We start from the raw sequence: 17,896 nt of genomic DNA on the forward strand, positions 1-17,896 counted from the left end.
CGCGAACGGGTCCGACTCCCTCCACGGAAAACCATCAACCAAGTCGCCGGGCGTGGTGCCCGGCGCGGCGGTTCGGTCGAGGTCCCATCCGTTTTGCCGCGGGAGGGACCGGAACTGGGCCGCTTTTGCGCCACCTTTAGGAGTTTCAATGGCACAGTCACTGGCCCGCACGGTCGAAAAGGAAAGCTTCGCGTCTCTGCTTGAAGAGTCGCTGGGCGCGGCCGAGTCGCTCGAAGGTACGGTCGTCAAGGGACGCGTCGTCGCCGTCGAGAACGACATGGTCACCATCGACGTCGGTCTGAAGTCGGAAGGCCGCGTCGCGCTGAAGGAATTCGCCGTTGCCGGCCAGCCGCCCGAGCTGAAGGCGGGCGACACCGTCGAGGTCTATCTCGAGCGGATGGAAGACAAGAACGGCGAAGCGATGCTGAGCCGTGAGAAGGCGAAGCGCGAAGAGGCCTGGGCCCTGCTGGAGAAGTCGTTCAACGACCAGACCCGCGTCACCGGCGTCATCTTCGGCCGCGTCAAGGGCGGCTTCACGGTCGACCTGTCGGGCGCCGTCGCCTTCCTGCCGGGCAGCCAAGTCGACATCCGTCCGGTCCGCGACATCTCCCCGCTGCTGGGCACCCCGCAGCCCTTCCAGATCCTGAAGATGGACCGCTCGCGCGGCAACATCGTCGTGTCTCGCCGCGCCGTGCTCGAAGAGAGCCGTGCGGAGGCCCGTTCGGAGCTGGTGGCCAACCTCAAGGAAGGCCAGATCCTCCAGGGCGTCGTCAAGAACATCACCGACTACGGTGCGTTCGTCGACCTGGGCGGCGTCGATGGCCTGCTGCACGTCACCGACATCGCGTGGCGCCGCATCAACCATCCGTCGGAAGCCCTGCAGATCGGCCAGACCGTCACGGTCCAGGTCATCCGCTTCAACCCGGAGACCCAGCGCATCAGCCTCGGCATGAAGCAGCTGGAAGCCGATCCGTGGGAAGGCGTCGAAGCCAAGTACCCGGTCAGCGCCAAGTTCAAGGGCCGCGTCACCAACATCACCGACTACGGCGCCTTCGTGGAGCTGGAGCCGGGGATCGAGGGCCTGGTCCACGTCTCGGAAATGTCCTGGACCAAGAAGAACGTCCATCCGGGCAAGATCGTGTCGACTTCGCAGGAAGTCGAGGTCATGGTCCTGGACGTCGATCCGCAGAAGCGCCGCATCAGCCTCGGCCTGAAGCAGTGCCTGGACAACCCGTGGGAGACCTTCACCGACAAGTTCGGTCCGGGCACCGAGCTGGAAGGCGAAGTCAAGAACATCACCGAATTCGGTCTGTTCGTCGGCCTGCCGGGCGACATCGACGGCATGGTCCACATGTCCGATCTCGACTGGAACAAGTCGGGTGAAGAGGCGATCGCCGAGTACAAGAAGGGCGACCGCGTCAAGGTCAAGGTTCTCGACGTCGACGTCGAGAAGGAGCGCATCAGCCTGGGCATCAAGCAGCTGGCGAACGACCCGTTCGAGGCTGCCACCGCCGGTCTGAAGAAGAACGAGGTCGTGACCTGCACCGTGACGCAGGTGACGGACGGCGGCATCGAAGTGGCCGTCGGCGAGGGCTACACCGGCTTCATCCGCAAGTCGGACCTGTCCCGCGAGCGTTCCGAACAGCGCCCGGACCGTTTCGCCGTCGGCGAGAAGGTCGACGCCAAGGTCACCCAGATCGACCGCGCTTCCCGCCGCATCTCGCTGTCCATCAAGGCCCGCGAGATGGAGGAAGAGAAGCAGGCGATGGCCGAGTTCGGTTCGTCCGACTCGGGCGCCTCGCTGGGCGACATCCTGGGCGCCGCTCTGAAGCGCAAGCAGCAGAACGACGAGTGATCGCCTGAGGCCGTTCTCCCTCACAACACTGTGGGGGAGGGCGCTCGCGATCTCCCGGAAGGGTAAGAGAAAGGCCGCGTCCCGGTTGGGGCGCGGCCTTTTTCGTTGTGGGCGGCCGATGGACGGTTAGGTGCTGCGGTGTCGGGCAAGATCGACACGGATTTCACGGATTTATGCACGGATTTCACGGATTCTTTGTCTTGGTGAACGGACTTCTCGTCGACTGGAGAATGTAATGCAAGCCTGTTTCTGTTGATGGACATAACGGCTTTTCATCCCGCAACTGCTTCGCGACGCCACATCCGTGTAATCCGTGTTTAAATCCGTGACATCCGTGTCAAGCCTTGTGCCCACGCTCTCGATCTCCCAAGCCGCCGAGCACCCGCCGCCTACCGCCGCGGTTCCGGGCTGCGGGTCAGGGACGTGATGCTGTCGTCATAGTGGAATGGGGGCATGTCGCGGACGCTGGCGGCGGTCACGTCGCGGAGCTGGATCGCCTCGATCCCGGCGCGGATGTCGGCAAGGGTCAGGTCGGCCGCGATGTCCTTGCCGCCGAAGCCCAGGATGCCGCCGGAGTGGATGACGATGTATCGGGCCTCGCCCTTGTCGTCGAGGATCACGTCGGTGACGGTGCCGATCTTCGACCCGTCCGCCCCCACGACGTTGCGGTTCATCAACTGGTCGATGCTGGGGCCGGTCTTGCGCTCCACCGCGGCTCCGACGACCGGAGTCGAGCCTTCGATGATCATGGTCTGCGCGGCAGCCGGCGGCGGAGTCGCCATCGCTGCCAACTGTGTCAGCGCAGATAGTGTCAGCACGGTCCGCCCCACCCACATCTTGTGCGTGATCTTCAGCATGGGTGCCTCTCCTCCCCCAGACCCACGATGGAGTCACCTTGGCTCCAGGGTCTTCAACCGGGCAGTCGGGGAATGGTTGCAGGATGGTTGGCTTTGCCCCTCTTCCGTGTCCCGATCCCCGGCGGCCGGTGGCGACTCGGGGCCGGAAATGGCCGGCTTTTCGAGTCGCCCCATGGATTCCGCCGGCTTGCCTCGAGTCGCAGCGCAACGAATCGGTGGTGGGTGCAACGGGGCGTAGGCAACAAGATGTTGATTTTCACGGCAACGAAGCTCTGGCGGTTGGCCGCGTTTTGCGCTCTAATCGGGGCGTGGCGCCGTCCGATCCAGCAGGGGCGGCGATTCGAGTGCCTACAGTTTGTGCCTCGCCGTCGTGTTGCAGACCGCCACCGCCGCCTTAAAAATTTGCTTGGCTGGTGGGAACAGGATCCCCGGTCACGGGTTGAACACCACAAGATCAAGGTTTTGAGGGGTTCGGTGATGTCAACCACAATATCTAGCAGAGTGGGGCTTGCTTGCCCCGGCCGTGCTGGCTAGGATGCCGCCCACGTGACCCGGCCGGCTGCGAGCGGCGGCCCCGGTCGGCAGCACAGCGGCGACGGCGGACAGTCGGGCATCTGGCCTCCTGTTCGTACGGCGCCATCTGCGTTGCCGGGCCGGACGGCGGATAGGACCGTCGGCCGCTCGTCAGGACGGGTCGCACCATATTTCCATTCGAGTCCGCCGCGGCGGGCTCCAAGCAGGGGACAGTGTCATCATGCGGATCGAGCGTCGTTTCACGCACGAAGGTCAGGACGCCTACGCCAGCCTCGGCTTCCGCCAGGCGACCAGCGAGATCCGCAATCCGGATGGAACGATCGTCTTCCAGCAGACCGGCATCGAGGTGCCGGACAACTTCTCGCAGGTCGCCAGCGACATCCTGGCCCAGAAGTATTTCCGCAAGGCCGGTGTCCCGGCCGCGCTGCGCGCCGTCGAAGAGAACACCGTCCCGTCCTGGCTGTGGCGCAAGGAAGCGGACCAGGAAAAGCTGGCCGCCCTGCCGAAGGAGAAGCGCTTCGTCGGTGAAAGCTCCGCCCGCCAGGTCTTCGACCGTCTGGCCGGCACCTGGACCTATTGGGGCTGGAAGGGCGGCTATTTCGATGGCGAGGCAGACGCCCGCGCCTTCTTCGACGAGATGCGCTTCATGCTGGCCGCCCAGATGGCGGCCCCGAACAGCCCGCAGTGGTTCAACACCGGCCTGCACTGGGCCTACGGCATCGACGGCCCGAGCCAGGGCCACTTCTACGTCGATTTCAAGACCGGCCTGCTGACCTCCTCCGCCTCGGCCTACGAGCATCCGCAGCCGCACGCCTGCTTCATCCAGTCCGTCGCCGACGATCTGGTGAACGAAGGCGGCATCATGGACCTGTGGGTGCGTGAGGCCCGCCTGTTCAAGTATGGCTCGGGCACCGGCTCCAACTTCTCCCGCCTGCGCGGCGAGGGCGAGAAGCTGGCCGGCGGCGGCAAGTCGTCGGGCCTGATGAGCTTCCTGAAGATCGGCGACCGCGCGGCCGGCGCCATCAAGTCGGGCGGCACCACGCGGCGCGCGGCCAAGATGGTCACGGTGGACATGGACCACCCGGACATCGAAGGCTACATCGACTGGAAGGTGAACGAGGAGCAGAAGGTCGCGGCGCTCGTGACCGGCTCCAAGATCTGCCAGAAGCACCTGACGGCGGTGATGGCCGCCGCCCAGTCGGGCCTGGACCCGAAGGAGAACAAGGAGCTGAAGAAGGCGATCCTCGCCGCCCGCAAGGATCAGGTGTCGGAGAACTACATCCAGCGCGTGATCCAGTTCGCCGGCCAGGGCTTCACCTCCATCGAGTTCAAGACCTACAACACCGACTGGGATTCGGAAGCCTACCTGACGGTCTCCGGCCAGAACTCCAACAACTCCGTGCGCATCTCCAACGAGTTCGTGCAGGCGGTGCTGGACGATGCCGACTGGAACCTGATCGGCCGCACCAACGGCAAGGTGATGAAGACCGTCCGTGCCCGCGACCTGTGGGACAAGGTCGGCTACGCCGCCTGGGCCTGCGCCGATCCGGGCGTGCAGTTCGACAGCACCATCAACGAGTGGCACACCTGCCCGGCCTCGGGGCGCATCAACGCCTCGAACCCGTGCTCGGAATACATGTTCCTCGACGACACCGCCTGCAATCTGGCCTCGCTGAACCTGATGTCGTTCCGTCTGAAGGACGGTTCCTTCGACGTCGAGGCGTTCGAGCATGCCTGCCGGCTGTGGACCATCGTGCTGGAAATCTCCGTGCTGATGGCGCAGTTCCCGTCCAAGGAAATCGCCCAGCTCTCCTACGAGTTCCGCACGCTGGGCCTGGGCTTCGCCAACCTCGGCGGCCTGCTGATGGCGTCCGGCCTGTCCTACGACTCGGACGAGGGCCGTGCCTACTGCGCCGGCATCTCCGCCGTGATGACCGGCGTCGCCTATGCGACCTCGGCCGAGATGGCGCAGGAGCTGGGCACCTTCCCGGGCTACGAGGCCAACCGCGACCATATGCTGCGGGTCATCCGCAACCATCGCCGCGCCGCCAACGGCGAAATGAACGGCTATGAGGGCCTGACGGTCGAGCCGGTGCCCTTCGTCGCCGACCTCTGCCCGGACCAGGAGCTGGCTCTGGCCGCCGTCCGCGTGTGGGACGAGGCGCTGGAACTGGGCGAGGCCCACGGCTACCGCAACGCCCAGGCCACCGTGGTCGCCCCGACCGGCACCATCGGTCTGGTGATGGACTGCGACACCACCGGCATCGAGCCCGACTTCGCCCTGGTGAAGTTCAAGAAGCTGGCCGGCGGCGGCTACTTCAAGATCGTCAACCGGCTGGTGCCGGAGGCGCTGAAGACGCTCGGCTACACCCCGGACCAGATCGAGGAGATCGCGCTCTACGCCGTCGGTCACGGCACGCTGAAGACCGCACCGGGCGTGAACCACGAGTCGCTGAAGGCCAAGGGCTTCACCGACGAGCTGCTGGAGCGGCTGGAGGGCAATCTCGCCACCGCCTTCGACATCAAGTTCGTCTTCAACCGCTGGACCATCGGCGCCGACTTCTGCACCCAGACGCTCGGCATCCCGGCCGAGACGCTGGACGCTCCCGGCTTCGACCTGCTGAGCCACATCGGCTTCACCAAGGCGCAGATCGAGGCGGCCAACACCTTCTGCTGCGGCGCCATGACGCTGGAGGGCGCGCCCTTCCTCAAGGACGAGCATCTGGCGGTGTTCGACTGCGCCAACCCCTGCGGCCGCATCGGCAAGCGCTTCCTGTCCTGGGAATCGCACATCACGATGATGGCGGCGGCGCAGCCCTTCATCTCCGGCGCCATCTCCAAGACCATCAACATGCCGAACACGGCGACGGTCGACGAGTGCAAGGACGCCTACCTGATGTCCTGGCGCCTGGGCCTGAAGGCGAACGCGCTGTACCGCGACGGCTCCAAGCTGAGCCAGCCGCTGCAGGCCGCCCTGCTCGACGACGAGGAGGATGGCGAGGCGGTCGAGGCGGTGATCGAGGCGCCGGCAGCCGCCCGCGCCCAGATGGTCACCGAGCGCATCGTCGAGAAGGTGATCGAGCGGGTGGTCGAGCGGAAGAGCAGCTCGCGCGAGCGTCTGCCGCACCGCCGCAAGGGCTACACCCAGAAGGCCAATGTCGGCGGCCACAAGGTGTATCTGCGCACCGGCGAGTATGAGGACGGCCGCCTGGGCGAGATCTTCATCGACATGCACAAGGAAGGCGCCGCCTTCCGGTCGCTGATGAACAACTTCGCCATCGCGGTGTCGATCGGCCTGCAGTATGGCGTGCCGCTGGAGGAGTTCGTGGAGGCCTTCACCTTCACGCGCTTCGAGCCGTCGGGCATGGTGACCGGCAACGACACCATCAAGATGGCCACCTCGATCATCGACTACATCTTCCGCGAGATCGCCATCTCCTACCTGAACCGCACCGATCTGGCGCACGCCACGCCGGAGGATCTGGTGCCGTCGACGGTCGGCAGCGGCGACAAGCAGGGCGACCTGCCGGAGAACCCGGTGCAGCCGTCCGACATCGTCCGCCGCATCGCGTCGACCGGCTATGTCCGCAACAACCTGCGCGTCCTGCATGGCGGCCAGACGGGCGGTCAGGTCCAGCGCGCCAGCGCCGCTGCGGCCTTCGCCGCCACCGGCACCGACACCGCCGCCGTCAGCGCCACCGCGTCGGCCGGCACCCAGGCGTCCGCCCAGGCGGCCATGGCGGTCAGCCCGGCGGTCGCCGCAGCCACCGCCCATGGCCATGTCGCCGCCACCGCGGCGACCGGCACGGCCTATGGCGGCAGCACCAGCGATCAGCGCTTCGACCGCATCCGCGAGGCCCGCGCCCGTGGCTATGAGGGCGATCCCTGCGGCGAGTGCGGCAACATGACCCTGGTCCGCAACGGCACCTGCCTGAAGTGCGACAGCTGCGGGTCGACCACCGGCTGCAGCTGAGCCTTCTTCCAGGCAGCGCTCCGTCGGGGCGCCATAGGGCGATGGACGATGGAAAGGGGAGGGAGCGGGAAACCGCTTCCTCCCTTTTGCTTGTGCGCAAACGAATTCGCGGTTCACTGTTTGGAACCATTCTCGTGTGTTTGTACCAGCAGGGTCCGAAAGCGACGAGCGCTTGACCGCGCCGCGTGTGTTCATGTTAGCTGACACTCCTGGGGAACGTCGGGGCGGCGTTCCCCGATGGATGTCCGGGGGGATCAGGGGGCATGGATTCGGCCGGGGCCGCGCTGGACGACCGTCTGCCGTCCGATCGCCTTTTGCGGGTGACCGCTGCGCAATGGAGCGCGGCACTGGTCTGGACCACGGCCGACGGAACCATCGTCGGCGCCAATCCGGCATTCGCCCGCCTTGCCGGCTGTCCGCTCGACAGCATGATCGGCTGGCGGCTGCCCGCCCTGCTCGATATCGGCGGACGCGACTGGCGGACGGTGTGGGACGAGGCGCTGGGCGACCATTCCCCGCCAGGCAGCGGCGCGCTCTGCGTTCCGCGCCGTGACCCGGTTCCGGTCGATCTGCACTGGCAGCATCTGGTCGATGGCACGGACACCCTGCTTCTGTGCGAGATGCGCGGTTTCGACGAGCGCGAGCGGGCGGAGGCGGTGGCCCGCCTGCAGCAGGACGTGCTGGAACTGGTGGCCGCGGGCCGGTCACTGAAGCAGGTTCTGGACTTTCTGTGTCGGCAGGTGGAGGCTTGCGCGCCGGAGGTCACCTGTTCGGTGATGCTGCGCGACGACGAGAACCGCATGCGGGTCGCCGCCGCCCCGTCTCTGCCCGGCGCCTATGCCGCCGCCATCGACGGGTTGCCCATCGGGCCGGACGTCGGCTGCTGCGGCAGCGCGATGAGCCTGGGCGAAGCGGTGATGTCCGCCGACATCGCCGAAGATCCGCGCTGGGCGCCCTACCGCGAGGTGCCGCTGGCCCACGGGCTGGCCGCCTGCTGGTCCAATCCGATCAAGGGGCGGGGTGCCCGGATGCTGGGCAGCTTCGCGCTCTATTACCGCAAGCCGGGCCCCGCCGCGCCCTTCCACCGGCGGCTGGTGGACGCCTGCGTGCATCTGTGCGCGCTGGCCATCGAGCATGACCGGGCGCGGGCGGAGATCAACCGGCTCGCCTATTTCGACACGCTGACCGGGCTGCCCAACCGCCAGCTTCTGGCCGACCGCGCCACCGCGGCGCTGGCGCTGGCCGGACGCACGCGCCAACCCGTGACGTTGATGTTCCTGGACGTCGACCGCTTCAAGACCATCAACGATTCTCTCGGCCATGCGGTCGGCGACCAGCTGCTGGTGGAGGTGGCGAACCGGCTGCGCCGCCTGTTCATCGAAGGCGACACGCTGGCCCGGCTGGGCGGGGACGAGTTCGTGACATTGCTGCCGGGCTGCGACGCGGCGCATGCCTCGCTGCTGGCCGAGCGGGTGCTCGCCAGCCTGTCGGTTCCGCTGACGGTGGCCGACCTGACGCTGACCCCGACCGCCAGCATCGGCATCGCCGTGCATCCCGACGACGGCATGGATTTCGACACGCTGCTCCGTCAGGCCGATGCGGCGATGTACCGGGCCAAGCAGGCCGGCCGCAACCGCTGCCATTTCTTCCGCCGCGACATGAACGAGCAGGCCGTGCGCCGCCTGGAGATGGAGGCGGCGCTGCGCGAGGCGCTGGACCGTCAGGAGAGCGGTGCCGGCGACGATGGAGCGGGCGAAGCGCCGTTCGAGCTGCATTACCAGCCGCAGGTCCGTCTGAAGCCGAACTGCCTCTACCGGGTGGAGGCGCTGATCCGCTGGACCCACCCGCGCTGGGGGGCGGTGTCGCCGGCGGAATTCGTGCCGCTGGCCGAGGAATGCGGGCTGATCGACCGGCTGGACAGCTGGGTTCTGGAGACCGCGGTCGCGCAGTTGGGCCGCTGGCGCGCTGCCGGGGTGCCGGTGCCGGGGCTGGCGGTCAACGTCTCGGCCGTCCGCTTCGCCCGCGGCGACCTGCCCGACCAGGTCCGCTCGGTGCTCGCCGCCAACGGCATCCCGGCCAACGACCTGACGCTGGAGATCACCGAACGGCTGATGATGTCGGAGGAGGCCGGCGCCCATGACGCGCTGGATGCCCTGCACGCGCTGGGCGTCACCCTGTCCATCGACGATTTCGGCACCGGCTATTCCTCCTTGAGCTATCTGAAGCGCTTTCCCGTCGGCGAACTGAAGATCGACCGCAGCTTCGTCAAGGAACTGGACATCGACGCGGCCAACCGTCCGCTGGTGCGGGCCATCATCCAGATCGGCGAAGCCCTGGGCCTGACCGTCGTCGCGGAAGGGGTGGAGCGCGAGGCCCAGCATCTCATGCTGGAGGCGGAAGGCTGCGCCATCGGCCAGGGATACCGCTTCGCCCGGCCGATGCCGGCGGCGGCGCTGGCGGACTGGCTGGCGGGGGAGGGCAAGCACTGGACCGAGTGTCCGGATGAGGATTGCATCAGCATCTGAAACATTTGCAGGGGAAATGGTCCCGTTTTTCTTTGGATTTACGGGGTACTTCGGGCGTAATTCACGAATTCGAATCGGTGTTAGGCGGATCCGCCGGAGTAATGGGGATCCGGCCAATACGATATAGTCGCAACGCTCCTTTGCCGGCGAAGCGCAGGTCATCCCGTTCTAGACCACGCGACTGTCTTGTGTCCCAACGTTCGGGGCGATAGAAGGTCCACTCAGCGGCATGTGCGGTCAAGCAAACTGACCACGGTGTCCCGCTGAGCGGATCAGACCCGCCCGGCGGATCGCCCCGTGGAGCACAAGGGGAGCACCCGCATGCCGGACGACCATGGGGCGAGAGGAATTCCGCGATGGCGAGCCAGGGTGAATCCAAGTGGGTCTACAGCTTCGGGGCCGGTGCCACCGAAGGACGGGCCGATATGAAGAACCTGCTGGGCGGCAAGGGCGCCAATCTGGCCGAGATGGCCAATCTTGGCCTGCCCGTTCCGCCGGGCTTCACGATCACCACCGAGCTGTGCACCTATTTCTACGCCAACGGCCGTTCCTATCCGCCGGAGCTGACGGCGCAGGTGAACGCCGCCATCGCGCGGCTGGAACAGGCGATGGACGCCAAGTTCGGCGACCCGGTCAACCCGCTGCTGGTGTCGGTCCGCTCCGGCGCCCGCGCCTCGATGCCGGGCATGATGGACACCGTCCTGAACCTGGGCCTGAACGACGCGACCGCGGCCGGTCTCGCCAAGCGGTCGGGCGACGGCCGATTCGCCTATGACAGCTATCGCCGCTTCATCCAGATGTATTCCAACGTCGTGCTCGACGTTGAGCATCACCATTTCGAGGACATCCTCGACAACCACAAGCGCGACAAGTCCTACACCCTCGACACCGACCTGTCGGCCGAGGATTGGCAGGCGGTGATCGAGGACTACAAGAAGGCGGTCGAGCGCGAGCTGGGCAAGCCCTTCCCGCAGGATGTGCAGGAGCAGCTGTGGGGCGCCATCGGCGCCGTCTTCGGCTCGTGGATGAACGCCCGCGCCATCACCTACCGCAAGCTGCATGATATCCCGGCCGACTGGGGCACCGCGGTCAACGTGCAGTGCATGGTCTTCGGCAACATGGGCAACGACTGCGCCACCGGCGTGGCCTTCACCCGCAACCCGTCGACCGGCGAGAATGCCTTCTACGGCGAGTATCTGGTCAACGCCCAGGGTGAGGACGTCGTCGCCGGCATCCGCACGCCGCAGCACCTGACCGTCGCCGGCAAGATCGCCAACAAGTCCGACCTCCCCGCCATGGAGGAGGTGATGCCGGAGGTGTTCAACCAGCTGAACGAGGTCCGCCTCAAGCTGGAGAAGCATTACCGCGACATGCAGGACATCGAGTTCACGGTCCAGCAGAACAAGCTGTTCATGCTGCAGACCCGCAACGGCAAGCGCACCGCCCCGGCGGCGCTGAAGATCGCGGTGGATCTGGCGAACGAAGGCGTCATCGACCGCAACGAGGCGGTCCGCCGCATCGATCCGGCCTCGCTCGACCAGCTGCTGCACCCGACGCTTGACCCCAAGGCCGACCGCAAGATCATCGCCAAGGGCCTGCCGGCCTCCCCCGGTGCGGCGTCGGGCAAGGTGGTCTTCACCGCCGACGAGGCCGAGCAGATGGCCGGCAAGGGCGAGTCGGTGATCCTCTGCCGCATCGAGACCTCGCCGGAGGACATCCACGGCATGCACGCCGCCCGCGGCATCCTGACCAGCCGCGGCGGCATGACCAGCCACGCGGCGGTGGTTGCCCGCGGCATGGGCCGCGCCTGCGTGTCGGGCGCCGGCGACCTGCGCATCGACTACAAGACCAAGCAGATGTCGGTGCGCGGCGTCGCCGTGAAGGAAGGCGACATCCTGACCATCGACGGCTCCACCGGCGAGGTGATGCTGGGCGAGGTGCCGACGATCCAGCCGGAGCTGTCGGGCGACTTCGCCACCCTGATGGGCTGGGCCGACGGCATCCGCCGGATGAAGGTCCGCGCCAATGCCGAGACCCCGCTGGACGCCCGCACCGCGCGGAAGTTCGGCGCCGAGGGCATCGGCCTGTCGCGCACCGAGCACATGTTCTTCGACCCGGAACGCATCCTGGCCGTCCGCGAGATGATCCTGGCGGAGGACGAGGCCGGCCGCCGCAAGGCGCTCGCCAAGCTGGAGCCCTTCCAGAAGAAGGACTTCGTCGAGCTGTTCACGATCATGGCCGGCCTGCCGGTGACGATCCGCCTGCTCGACCCGCCGCTGCACGAGTTCCTGCCCAACACCGAAGAGGACATGGCGGAGGTCGCGGCGGCCACCGGCACCGATCCGCTGCGGGTTCGCCACCGCACCATCCAGTTGCATGAAGCGAACCCGATGCTGGGCCATCGCGGCTGCCGTCTGGGCATCTCGTACCCCGAGATCTACGAGATGCAGGCCCGCGCCATCTTCGCCGCCGCCGCCGAGGTCGCCAAGACCACCGGCGAGGCCGTCATTCCCGAAGTGATGATCCCGCTGATCATCACCAAGAAGGAGTTCGACATCCTCAAGGCGGTGATCGACCGCGCCGCCGAGCAGGTGAAGGCCGAGACCGGCGTGACGGTGGAGTATCTGACCGGCACGATGATCGAGATCCCGCGCGCGGCCCTGAAGGCCGGCGAGATCGCCGAGTCGGCCGAGTTCTTCAGCTACGGCACCAACGACCTGACCCAGACCACCCTGGGCCTGTCGCGCGACGACGCCGGCAGCTTCCTGCCGGAGTACCAGCGCCAGGGCATCCTGGAGCAGGACCCGTTCCAGTCGCTGGACGTCACCGGCGTCGGCGAACTGGTGGAGATCGCCACCGAGCGCGGCCGCAAGGTCCGTCCGGACATCAAGCTGGGCATCTGCGGCGAGCATGGCGGCGACCCGGCCTCGATCTCCTTCTGCGAGAAGGTTGGGCTGACCTATGTCTCCTGCTCGCCCTACCGCGTGCCGATCGCCCGCCTCGCCGCCGCCCAGGCCGCGCTGAACAGCGACACGGTCAAGCGCGACTGAGCCGGTTCGGATAGCTGAAACGACGACGGCCCTCTTCCCGCAAGGGAAGGGGGCCGTTTCGTTTCGGGGGATTACGCCACCAGGGAGAGGCGGCGTCCCCGCGCCGGTCCCGACACAGGCGAATCCATCAGGTCACGCCGGTTCGGCGCATCTGCGCGCCCGTCGTAACGATCGATCGAGACGCCGGCCCCCAGGGTCTTGGCCAAGTCACGGACATAGAGGTCGTTCATCTGTCCTTGCGACAACCCGGCGGACATGCCCTGCTGAATGAGCCTCTCCTTATCCCAGGCCTGGCCTGTGGGTTTCCTGACCTCCGTGGTGCCATCGCACCACTGGATGGCGGCGATCTCACCATTCCTGCGCAACACGCTGTGCGCCTTGGTCGCAAAGAACCGCGCCGTCTGCGCGGCGTCGGGCTCCGCCTTCATCCGCTCCATCGCCGCGCGGGCTTTCCTGATCACATCGGGATCGGGAGCGGCGCGGGCAGGGCTGACCGGAATCATGTTCGACAACAAGGGAAGCATCCCGCCAATCTGTCCGATGCCAGCCATCTTCCCCTCCACCTGCGGATTTCCACGAGTGGGGGTTTTGCAACTGCCGTGCCGAGCCGGGAGTGCGACGTGAGCCCGTATTCCTGGCGACGATCCTGAGCGCGACGAGAGCACGGGCAGATTCTGCCGCCCGAGAACGGACAGTCCCTTCCCCTGGAAAACGGTCAAGGGGCAAGACTTGCCGCGGCACACCGGTGGTCGATGTTTCCCGTGAGGGAAGGGGGATGGTTCGTTTCGGGGGCGGAGGTGGGCGGGTGGAACAGCGTGGAACGGATTTCGGCGGAGTGTTCACTGTTCCATCCGGGGCGCCCGACCCGGCCGGCGGCGGTCGGATGGAACGCTTGGAACAGGTTGGAACGGTTTTCCGGGGGCTGTCCACTGTTCCATCCGGCGGGGCGGGGGCGGGCGGGGATGGGGCGCAAGGGGGCGTGGCGCCAAGGGCGATGCATGCAGGACGCTCCTCGGGCAATTGAGGTATATAGTCCTATCATGAATGGCGACCGGTGGTAAGGGGTGCGTGGGAAAACATGGTGGCTTGTCGTCTGCACGCGACGCTGGACTCTGTCCGGGTCGGTTGGTCACCCACCAAACGGGCGTTCCTGACAAGATCGGGATCGCAGCTTGCCCGGACGGGTTATCCCGCATGCGCCGGAGACGCCTGGGCTCGTACCCCATTTTCCCGCATGAAACAAGATTGAATGTTCATTCTAGAATGCCCACTCTAATTCCAATCTGTTCGGTAGGACATTGGGGTGCTGGTGCGATGCGGGAGCGGAGAACGGAACCGAAAGCCGATATGCGGCGCCGTCAGGTTGTCGATGCTGCGGCCGAGTGCTTTCGTCGGGAAGGGTTCCATGGCACCAGCATCGCCCGCATCTCCCAGATCGCGGGCATGAGTCCTGGCCACATCTATCACTACTTCGACAGCAAAGAGACGATCGTCGAAGCGTTGGTGAAGCAGGAGGAGGGGGACTTCGCCGAACTTCTGCAGCTGCTTGCGGAGGATACGGAGGTTGACTTCCTGGATGCGATGTTCCGGCAGATGGATGAACTGCTCGATCGCATCCTGAAACCCCAGCGCGTTGCGCTGATGCTTGAAATCGCGGCGGAGGCCGCAAGAAATCCGCGGATCGCCTCGATATTGCAGGAGAGCGACCGCAGGCTGAGCCAACGGTTCGCCGCCCTGGCCGGGGCGCGGGGGGAAACGGCAATCGCCGCCGTCGACGACCCGGACAGCCGCGCGCGTCTCGAAATCCTCGCTCTCCTGCTGTCGGGTCTGACCCTGCGTTCGGTCCATGTCCCAGAGATTGATCGGCAACGGATCGTGCGATCCATCAAGGCGATCCTTGCCATAGTGTGGAGACCCACCGTATGAAGCCGTCGTCTTCTGCCATTCCTCACATCCGCATCGTCGGGGGCGGTGTCGCCGGACTGATCCTGGCGACGCGCCTCGGTCATCTGATGGGCGGTCCGGGAAGCGCGCGGATCAGCCTGATCGACCGCAGCCCGACCCATGTCTGGAAGCCGATGCTGCACACCTTCGCGGCCGGCACCTGGAATATCTATCAGCAGCAGGTCCAGTTTCTCGTCCATGCCGGATCGCATCACTTCAAGTATATTCCCGGAGAAATGGAAGGGCTCGATCGCGATGGGCGCCGAATCCGTCTGGCGCCGCTGCAGGCGAATGGCAAGACGATCGCAGAGGCGCGCGAGCTGGATTACGATGTCCTGATCCTTGCGACTGGCAGCCGCGCCAATGATTTCGCGATTCCCGGAGTTGCCGAGCATTGCCATTTCATCGATAGCCAGAGGGAGGCCGACGCCTTCAATGACAGGCTGCGCGCCCATGTCGGCCGCAGTTTCCTGCATGGCGATGAAATCCGCATCGCGATCGGCGGCGGCGGGGCAACCGGGGTCGAACTCGCGGCGGAGCTGACCAGGATGGTCGAGCTTGCCGGCGGATATGGCGAGGCGGACATCCGCAGCCGTCTGCGCATCACGCTGCTGGAAAGCGGGCCGCGCATCCTCGCCGCTTTTCCCGAGCGGGTCGCCGCTTCGGCCACCGAGCAGCTGCGCGGACTTGGCGTGGATGTGCGTCTCGGCGTCAAGATCGTCGGTGCCGATGCCAATGGCTATCGGCTGGAAAGCGGTGAACGGATCGAAGCGGAACTAAAGGTCTGGGCCGCCGGCATCCGTGCGTCCGAGGCGGTCGGAGACAGCGGCCTGGAGCGCAACCGTGCGCGTCAGATCGTGGTGGCGCCCAACCTCCAGGCCAAGGGGGACGCCGCCATTTTCGCCGTGGGAGACTGCAGCAGCCTCATTCCCGACGGTGCCGAGCGTCCCTTGCCATCGACGGCGCAGGTCGCCAATCAACAGGCCCTGCATCTCGCCAAGCATCTGCCGTCATGGGTGCGCGAGGGCCGACCGGTTCCTCCTTTCGTCTTCCGGGATTTGGGCGCCCTGGTGTCCCTCGGCGAATACAACGCCTTCGGCACGTTGGGACGCTTCGGCTTCTTCCCCGGCGGCTTCGTCGAGGGACGCTTCGCCCAATTGAGTCACGCCGCCTTGTACCGGCGCCATCAGCTGGCTTTGCATGGTCCGTCGCAGGCGGCGCTGCTGTGGATGGCCGAGCGCCTCAATGCCCTGACACAGCCATCCATCCGCATCACCTAGCCGAATTCGGCAGAATGTGCGCGTCCTCGCGCCGGGGGTGAAACGATCCAGCCGGCACCGTGGCCTGCAGCCGCGTCAGCATGGGAAAGGCCGCGGCATTGCGCGGCTCGTCGCCCCGCATGCGGACGCGCAGCAAATGGCGCCGCCGGTCGGCGAAGCCGGTGCGGGCATGCAGGGCCCGGTGGTTGTCGGCGACCAGCAGGCTGTCCGGTGGGTGGGCGTCGGTTGGCGAAGGCTTGCCGATGACGACCGACAGTGCATAGAGCAGCAGGGCCCGCCGGTCGGGGTCGAAGCCGCCGAGTCCGAGTTCCGGCACATAGGCAGCGCAACCGCCGGTGTTCAGGCTGGCGAGCAGATGATCCGCGAAGTCGGCCAAGCTGGGGGCGTTGCTGCGCAGATCGTCCCGCAGGGTGGCGGCGATGTGCTCGTCGTCGAAGCCGGTGATCTGCTGATAGGCGGCGGCATGGCGGTGGTAGGAGTCGAGCGTTTCCAGGATAACGGCCGCTTCGGCATCCCATCGCGGCGTGAGATGGGATGGCACGACGACGACGCCCGCGTTTGCGAGTTCTCGCATTCAATTCTCTCCCAGGGTGTTGTGAGTGGCCGATGATGCTGGTGCCGGCCGGGCGCGCGCATTTGCAAGGCGGATCAGACCGGCGGCGGCCAGCTGCAACAGGGCGATCAGGGCGAGGCAGCCGGCCCAGCCGAAGCGCTGCCAGAGGAGAGCCGGGACCAGCGACCCGAGGCTCCCGCCCAGATAGTAGAAGAACAGGTAGCCGCCGCTGGCCCGCGCGCCGGAGGCGCCGCCGCACAGGCTCAGCGCATGGGCCAGCACCGCCTGGACGAAGAAGACCGCGGTGCTGAAGACGACAAGGCCGGCGACGACCGGCAGCGCCGACCCGGCCAGCGTCATCAGCAGGCCGATCCAGGACAGCAGGGCCGCCGCCGCGACGGTCCGGCCATGGCCGATCCGGGAGACGACCCGCCGCGTTCCGTGCAGGAAGACCAGCGAGGGCAGAAAGACCAGATACAGGCTGCCGAGCATGGCGGTGCTCCAGCCGAAGGGCGGCTCCGCCAGCCGGAAGGCGATGAAGGTGAAGACCGCGATCTGCGAGAAGAGCAGGGCGAAGCCGCCGGCATAGACCGCCGGCAGGCTCCAGGCGCCATAGCCGCGGCGGCGGCTCCGCTCATCGCCGGCGGGCTGCCGGGCCGGTCCGCTCCCCTTGAAGGCCAGGGCCAGCGCCAGCAGCAGGGCGATTCCATGCAGCAGCGCCATCGCCAGAAAGGCCGCCGACCAGCCGAAGGACGGGATCAGCGACGCCGGCAGCAGGCGCCCGACAATGCCGCCGCACACCGTGCCCATCACATAGGTCGCCGACATGCCGAGCGCCGTGCGGGTGGACGGCTGCCGCTCGATGCCGGCGAGAAGGGCGGACAGCACCATCGGCATGGCGGCGCCCTGCATCGCGCGCAGGACGAGCAGCTCCGCGAAACCGCCGGCCACCGCCAGCCCGGCGTCCAGCAGTCCGAGCAGCGTCAGCCCGACGACCAGGGCGCGGCGCAGGCCCAACTGCTGCACCAGCAGCCCGGCCAGCGGCGAGGCCAGGGCAAGCCCCAGCGTCGTCGCCGTCAGCAGCGCGGCGCATTGCTGCACCGACAGCCCGTGCAGCCTCTGCAACTCCCCGCCCAGCGACTGGGTGAGATAGAGGCTGCTGAAGCCGGTCATGGCGCAGACCAGCATCGCGCAATGGTCGCGCCAGGGCGCTGCCGCCGTCGCGGCGGTGGCGCCGGGGCGGTCTGTCTCGTCGGAAATGGCGGTCATGCCGGCAAGCTAGACACGCGGCGGCGGCCGTGTGAAATACTGCCTTCGATCGCTGT

The 17,896-nt window shown here is 66.8% G+C and carries 10 protein-coding genes; 6 read left to right on the plus strand and 4 right to left on the minus strand.

The window, feature by feature from the left end; translation table 11 throughout:
• Positions 1-148: 148 nt before the first annotated feature.
• The gene (gene rpsA / locus A6A40_RS00695; protein WP_014246655.1) at positions 149-1,855 is read left to right on the plus strand and encodes a 30S ribosomal protein S1; all 1,707 of its coding nucleotides are present in this window, start codon (positions 149-151) and stop codon (positions 1,853-1,855) included.
• 389 nt (positions 1,856-2,244) lie between these two features.
• Here rpsA and A6A40_RS00700 read toward each other — a convergent pair whose 3' ends face one another.
• Positions 2,245-2,712: a PRC-barrel domain-containing protein gene (locus A6A40_RS00700; RefSeq protein ID WP_063633669.1), complete on the minus strand. Its 468-nt coding sequence runs from the start codon at positions 2,710-2,712 to the stop codon at positions 2,245-2,247.
• Positions 2,713-3,466: 754 nt separating this feature from the next.
• Here A6A40_RS00700 and A6A40_RS00705 point away from each other — a divergent pair.
• From A6A40_RS00705 to ppdK, 3 genes are all read left to right on the plus strand, one after another.
• Complete coding sequence (locus A6A40_RS00705; RefSeq protein WP_063633672.1) at positions 3,467-7,219, plus strand: vitamin B12-dependent ribonucleotide reductase; 3,753 nt, start codon at positions 3,467-3,469, stop codon at positions 7,217-7,219.
• Positions 7,220-7,482: 263 nt separating this feature from the next.
• Complete coding sequence (locus A6A40_RS00710) at positions 7,483-9,744, plus strand: putative bifunctional diguanylate cyclase/phosphodiesterase (RefSeq protein WP_063633674.1); 2,262 nt, start codon at positions 7,483-7,485, stop codon at positions 9,742-9,744.
• Positions 9,745-10,100: 356 nt separating this feature from the next.
• Positions 10,101-12,794 (plus strand): pyruvate, phosphate dikinase, encoded by a 2,694-nt coding sequence (ppdK, locus tag A6A40_RS00715; RefSeq protein WP_063633676.1) that lies wholly within the window; start codon positions 10,101-10,103, stop codon positions 12,792-12,794.
• 71 nt (positions 12,795-12,865) lie between these two features.
• Here ppdK and A6A40_RS00720 read toward each other — a convergent pair whose 3' ends face one another.
• Complete coding sequence (locus tag A6A40_RS00720) at positions 12,866-13,345, minus strand: hypothetical protein (protein WP_063633679.1); 480 nt, start codon at positions 13,343-13,345, stop codon at positions 12,866-12,868.
• 796 nt (positions 13,346-14,141) lie between these two features.
• Between A6A40_RS00720 and A6A40_RS00725 the strand changes: the two genes are divergently transcribed.
• Complete coding sequence (locus tag A6A40_RS00725) at positions 14,142-14,720, plus strand: TetR/AcrR family transcriptional regulator (RefSeq protein WP_158279266.1); 579 nt, start codon at positions 14,142-14,144, stop codon at positions 14,718-14,720.
• Positions 14,717-16,018 (plus strand): NAD(P)/FAD-dependent oxidoreductase, encoded by a 1,302-nt coding sequence (locus A6A40_RS00730; RefSeq protein WP_063633684.1) that lies wholly within the window; start codon positions 14,717-14,719, stop codon positions 16,016-16,018. The genes A6A40_RS00725 and A6A40_RS00730 overlap by 4 nt, the downstream gene beginning before the upstream one ends.
• On the opposite strand, the gene A6A40_RS00735 is transcribed toward A6A40_RS00730, so the two are convergent.
• Complete coding sequence (locus A6A40_RS00735; RefSeq protein ID WP_063633685.1) at positions 16,011-16,592, minus strand: TauD/TfdA family dioxygenase; 582 nt, start codon at positions 16,590-16,592, stop codon at positions 16,011-16,013. The genes A6A40_RS00730 and A6A40_RS00735 overlap by 8 nt on opposite strands.
• Positions 16,593-17,840: an MFS transporter gene (locus tag A6A40_RS00740; RefSeq protein ID WP_063633688.1), complete on the minus strand. Its 1,248-nt coding sequence runs from the start codon at positions 17,838-17,840 to the stop codon at positions 16,593-16,595.
• Positions 17,841-17,896 lie beyond the last annotated feature (56 nt).

This window comes from Azospirillum humicireducens, assembly GCF_001639105.2.
In the GTDB taxonomy this organism is placed as follows: Bacteria; Pseudomonadota; Alphaproteobacteria; order Azospirillales; family Azospirillaceae; genus Azospirillum; species Azospirillum humicireducens.

Coding starts and splice junctions, on each gene's coding strand:
- A6A40_RS00735 (WP_063633685.1), bottom strand. CDS start 16,592: ATGCGAGAACTCGCAAACGCGGGCGTCGTCGTCGTGCCATCCCATCTC.
- A6A40_RS00730 (WP_063633684.1), top strand. CDS start 14,717: ATGAAGCCGTCGTCTTCTGCCATTCCTCACATCCGCATCGTCGGGGGC.
- A6A40_RS00720 (WP_063633679.1), bottom strand. CDS start 13,345: ATGGCTGGCATCGGACAGATTGGCGGGATGCTTCCCTTGTTGTCGAAC.
- A6A40_RS00705 (WP_063633672.1), top strand. CDS start 3,467: ATGCGGATCGAGCGTCGTTTCACGCACGAAGGTCAGGACGCCTACGCC.
- A6A40_RS00725 (WP_158279266.1), top strand. CDS start 14,142: ATGCGGCGCCGTCAGGTTGTCGATGCTGCGGCCGAGTGCTTTCGTCGG.
- A6A40_RS00700 (WP_063633669.1), bottom strand. CDS start 2,712: ATGCTGAAGATCACGCACAAGATGTGGGTGGGGCGGACCGTGCTGACA.
- A6A40_RS00740 (WP_063633688.1), bottom strand. CDS start 17,840: ATGACCGCCATTTCCGACGAGACAGACCGCCCCGGCGCCACCGCCGCG.
- A6A40_RS00710 (WP_063633674.1), top strand. CDS start 7,483: ATGGATTCGGCCGGGGCCGCGCTGGACGACCGTCTGCCGTCCGATCGC.
- ppdK (WP_063633676.1), top strand. CDS start 10,101: ATGGCGAGCCAGGGTGAATCCAAGTGGGTCTACAGCTTCGGGGCCGGT.
- rpsA (WP_014246655.1), top strand. CDS start 149: ATGGCACAGTCACTGGCCCGCACGGTCGAAAAGGAAAGCTTCGCGTCT.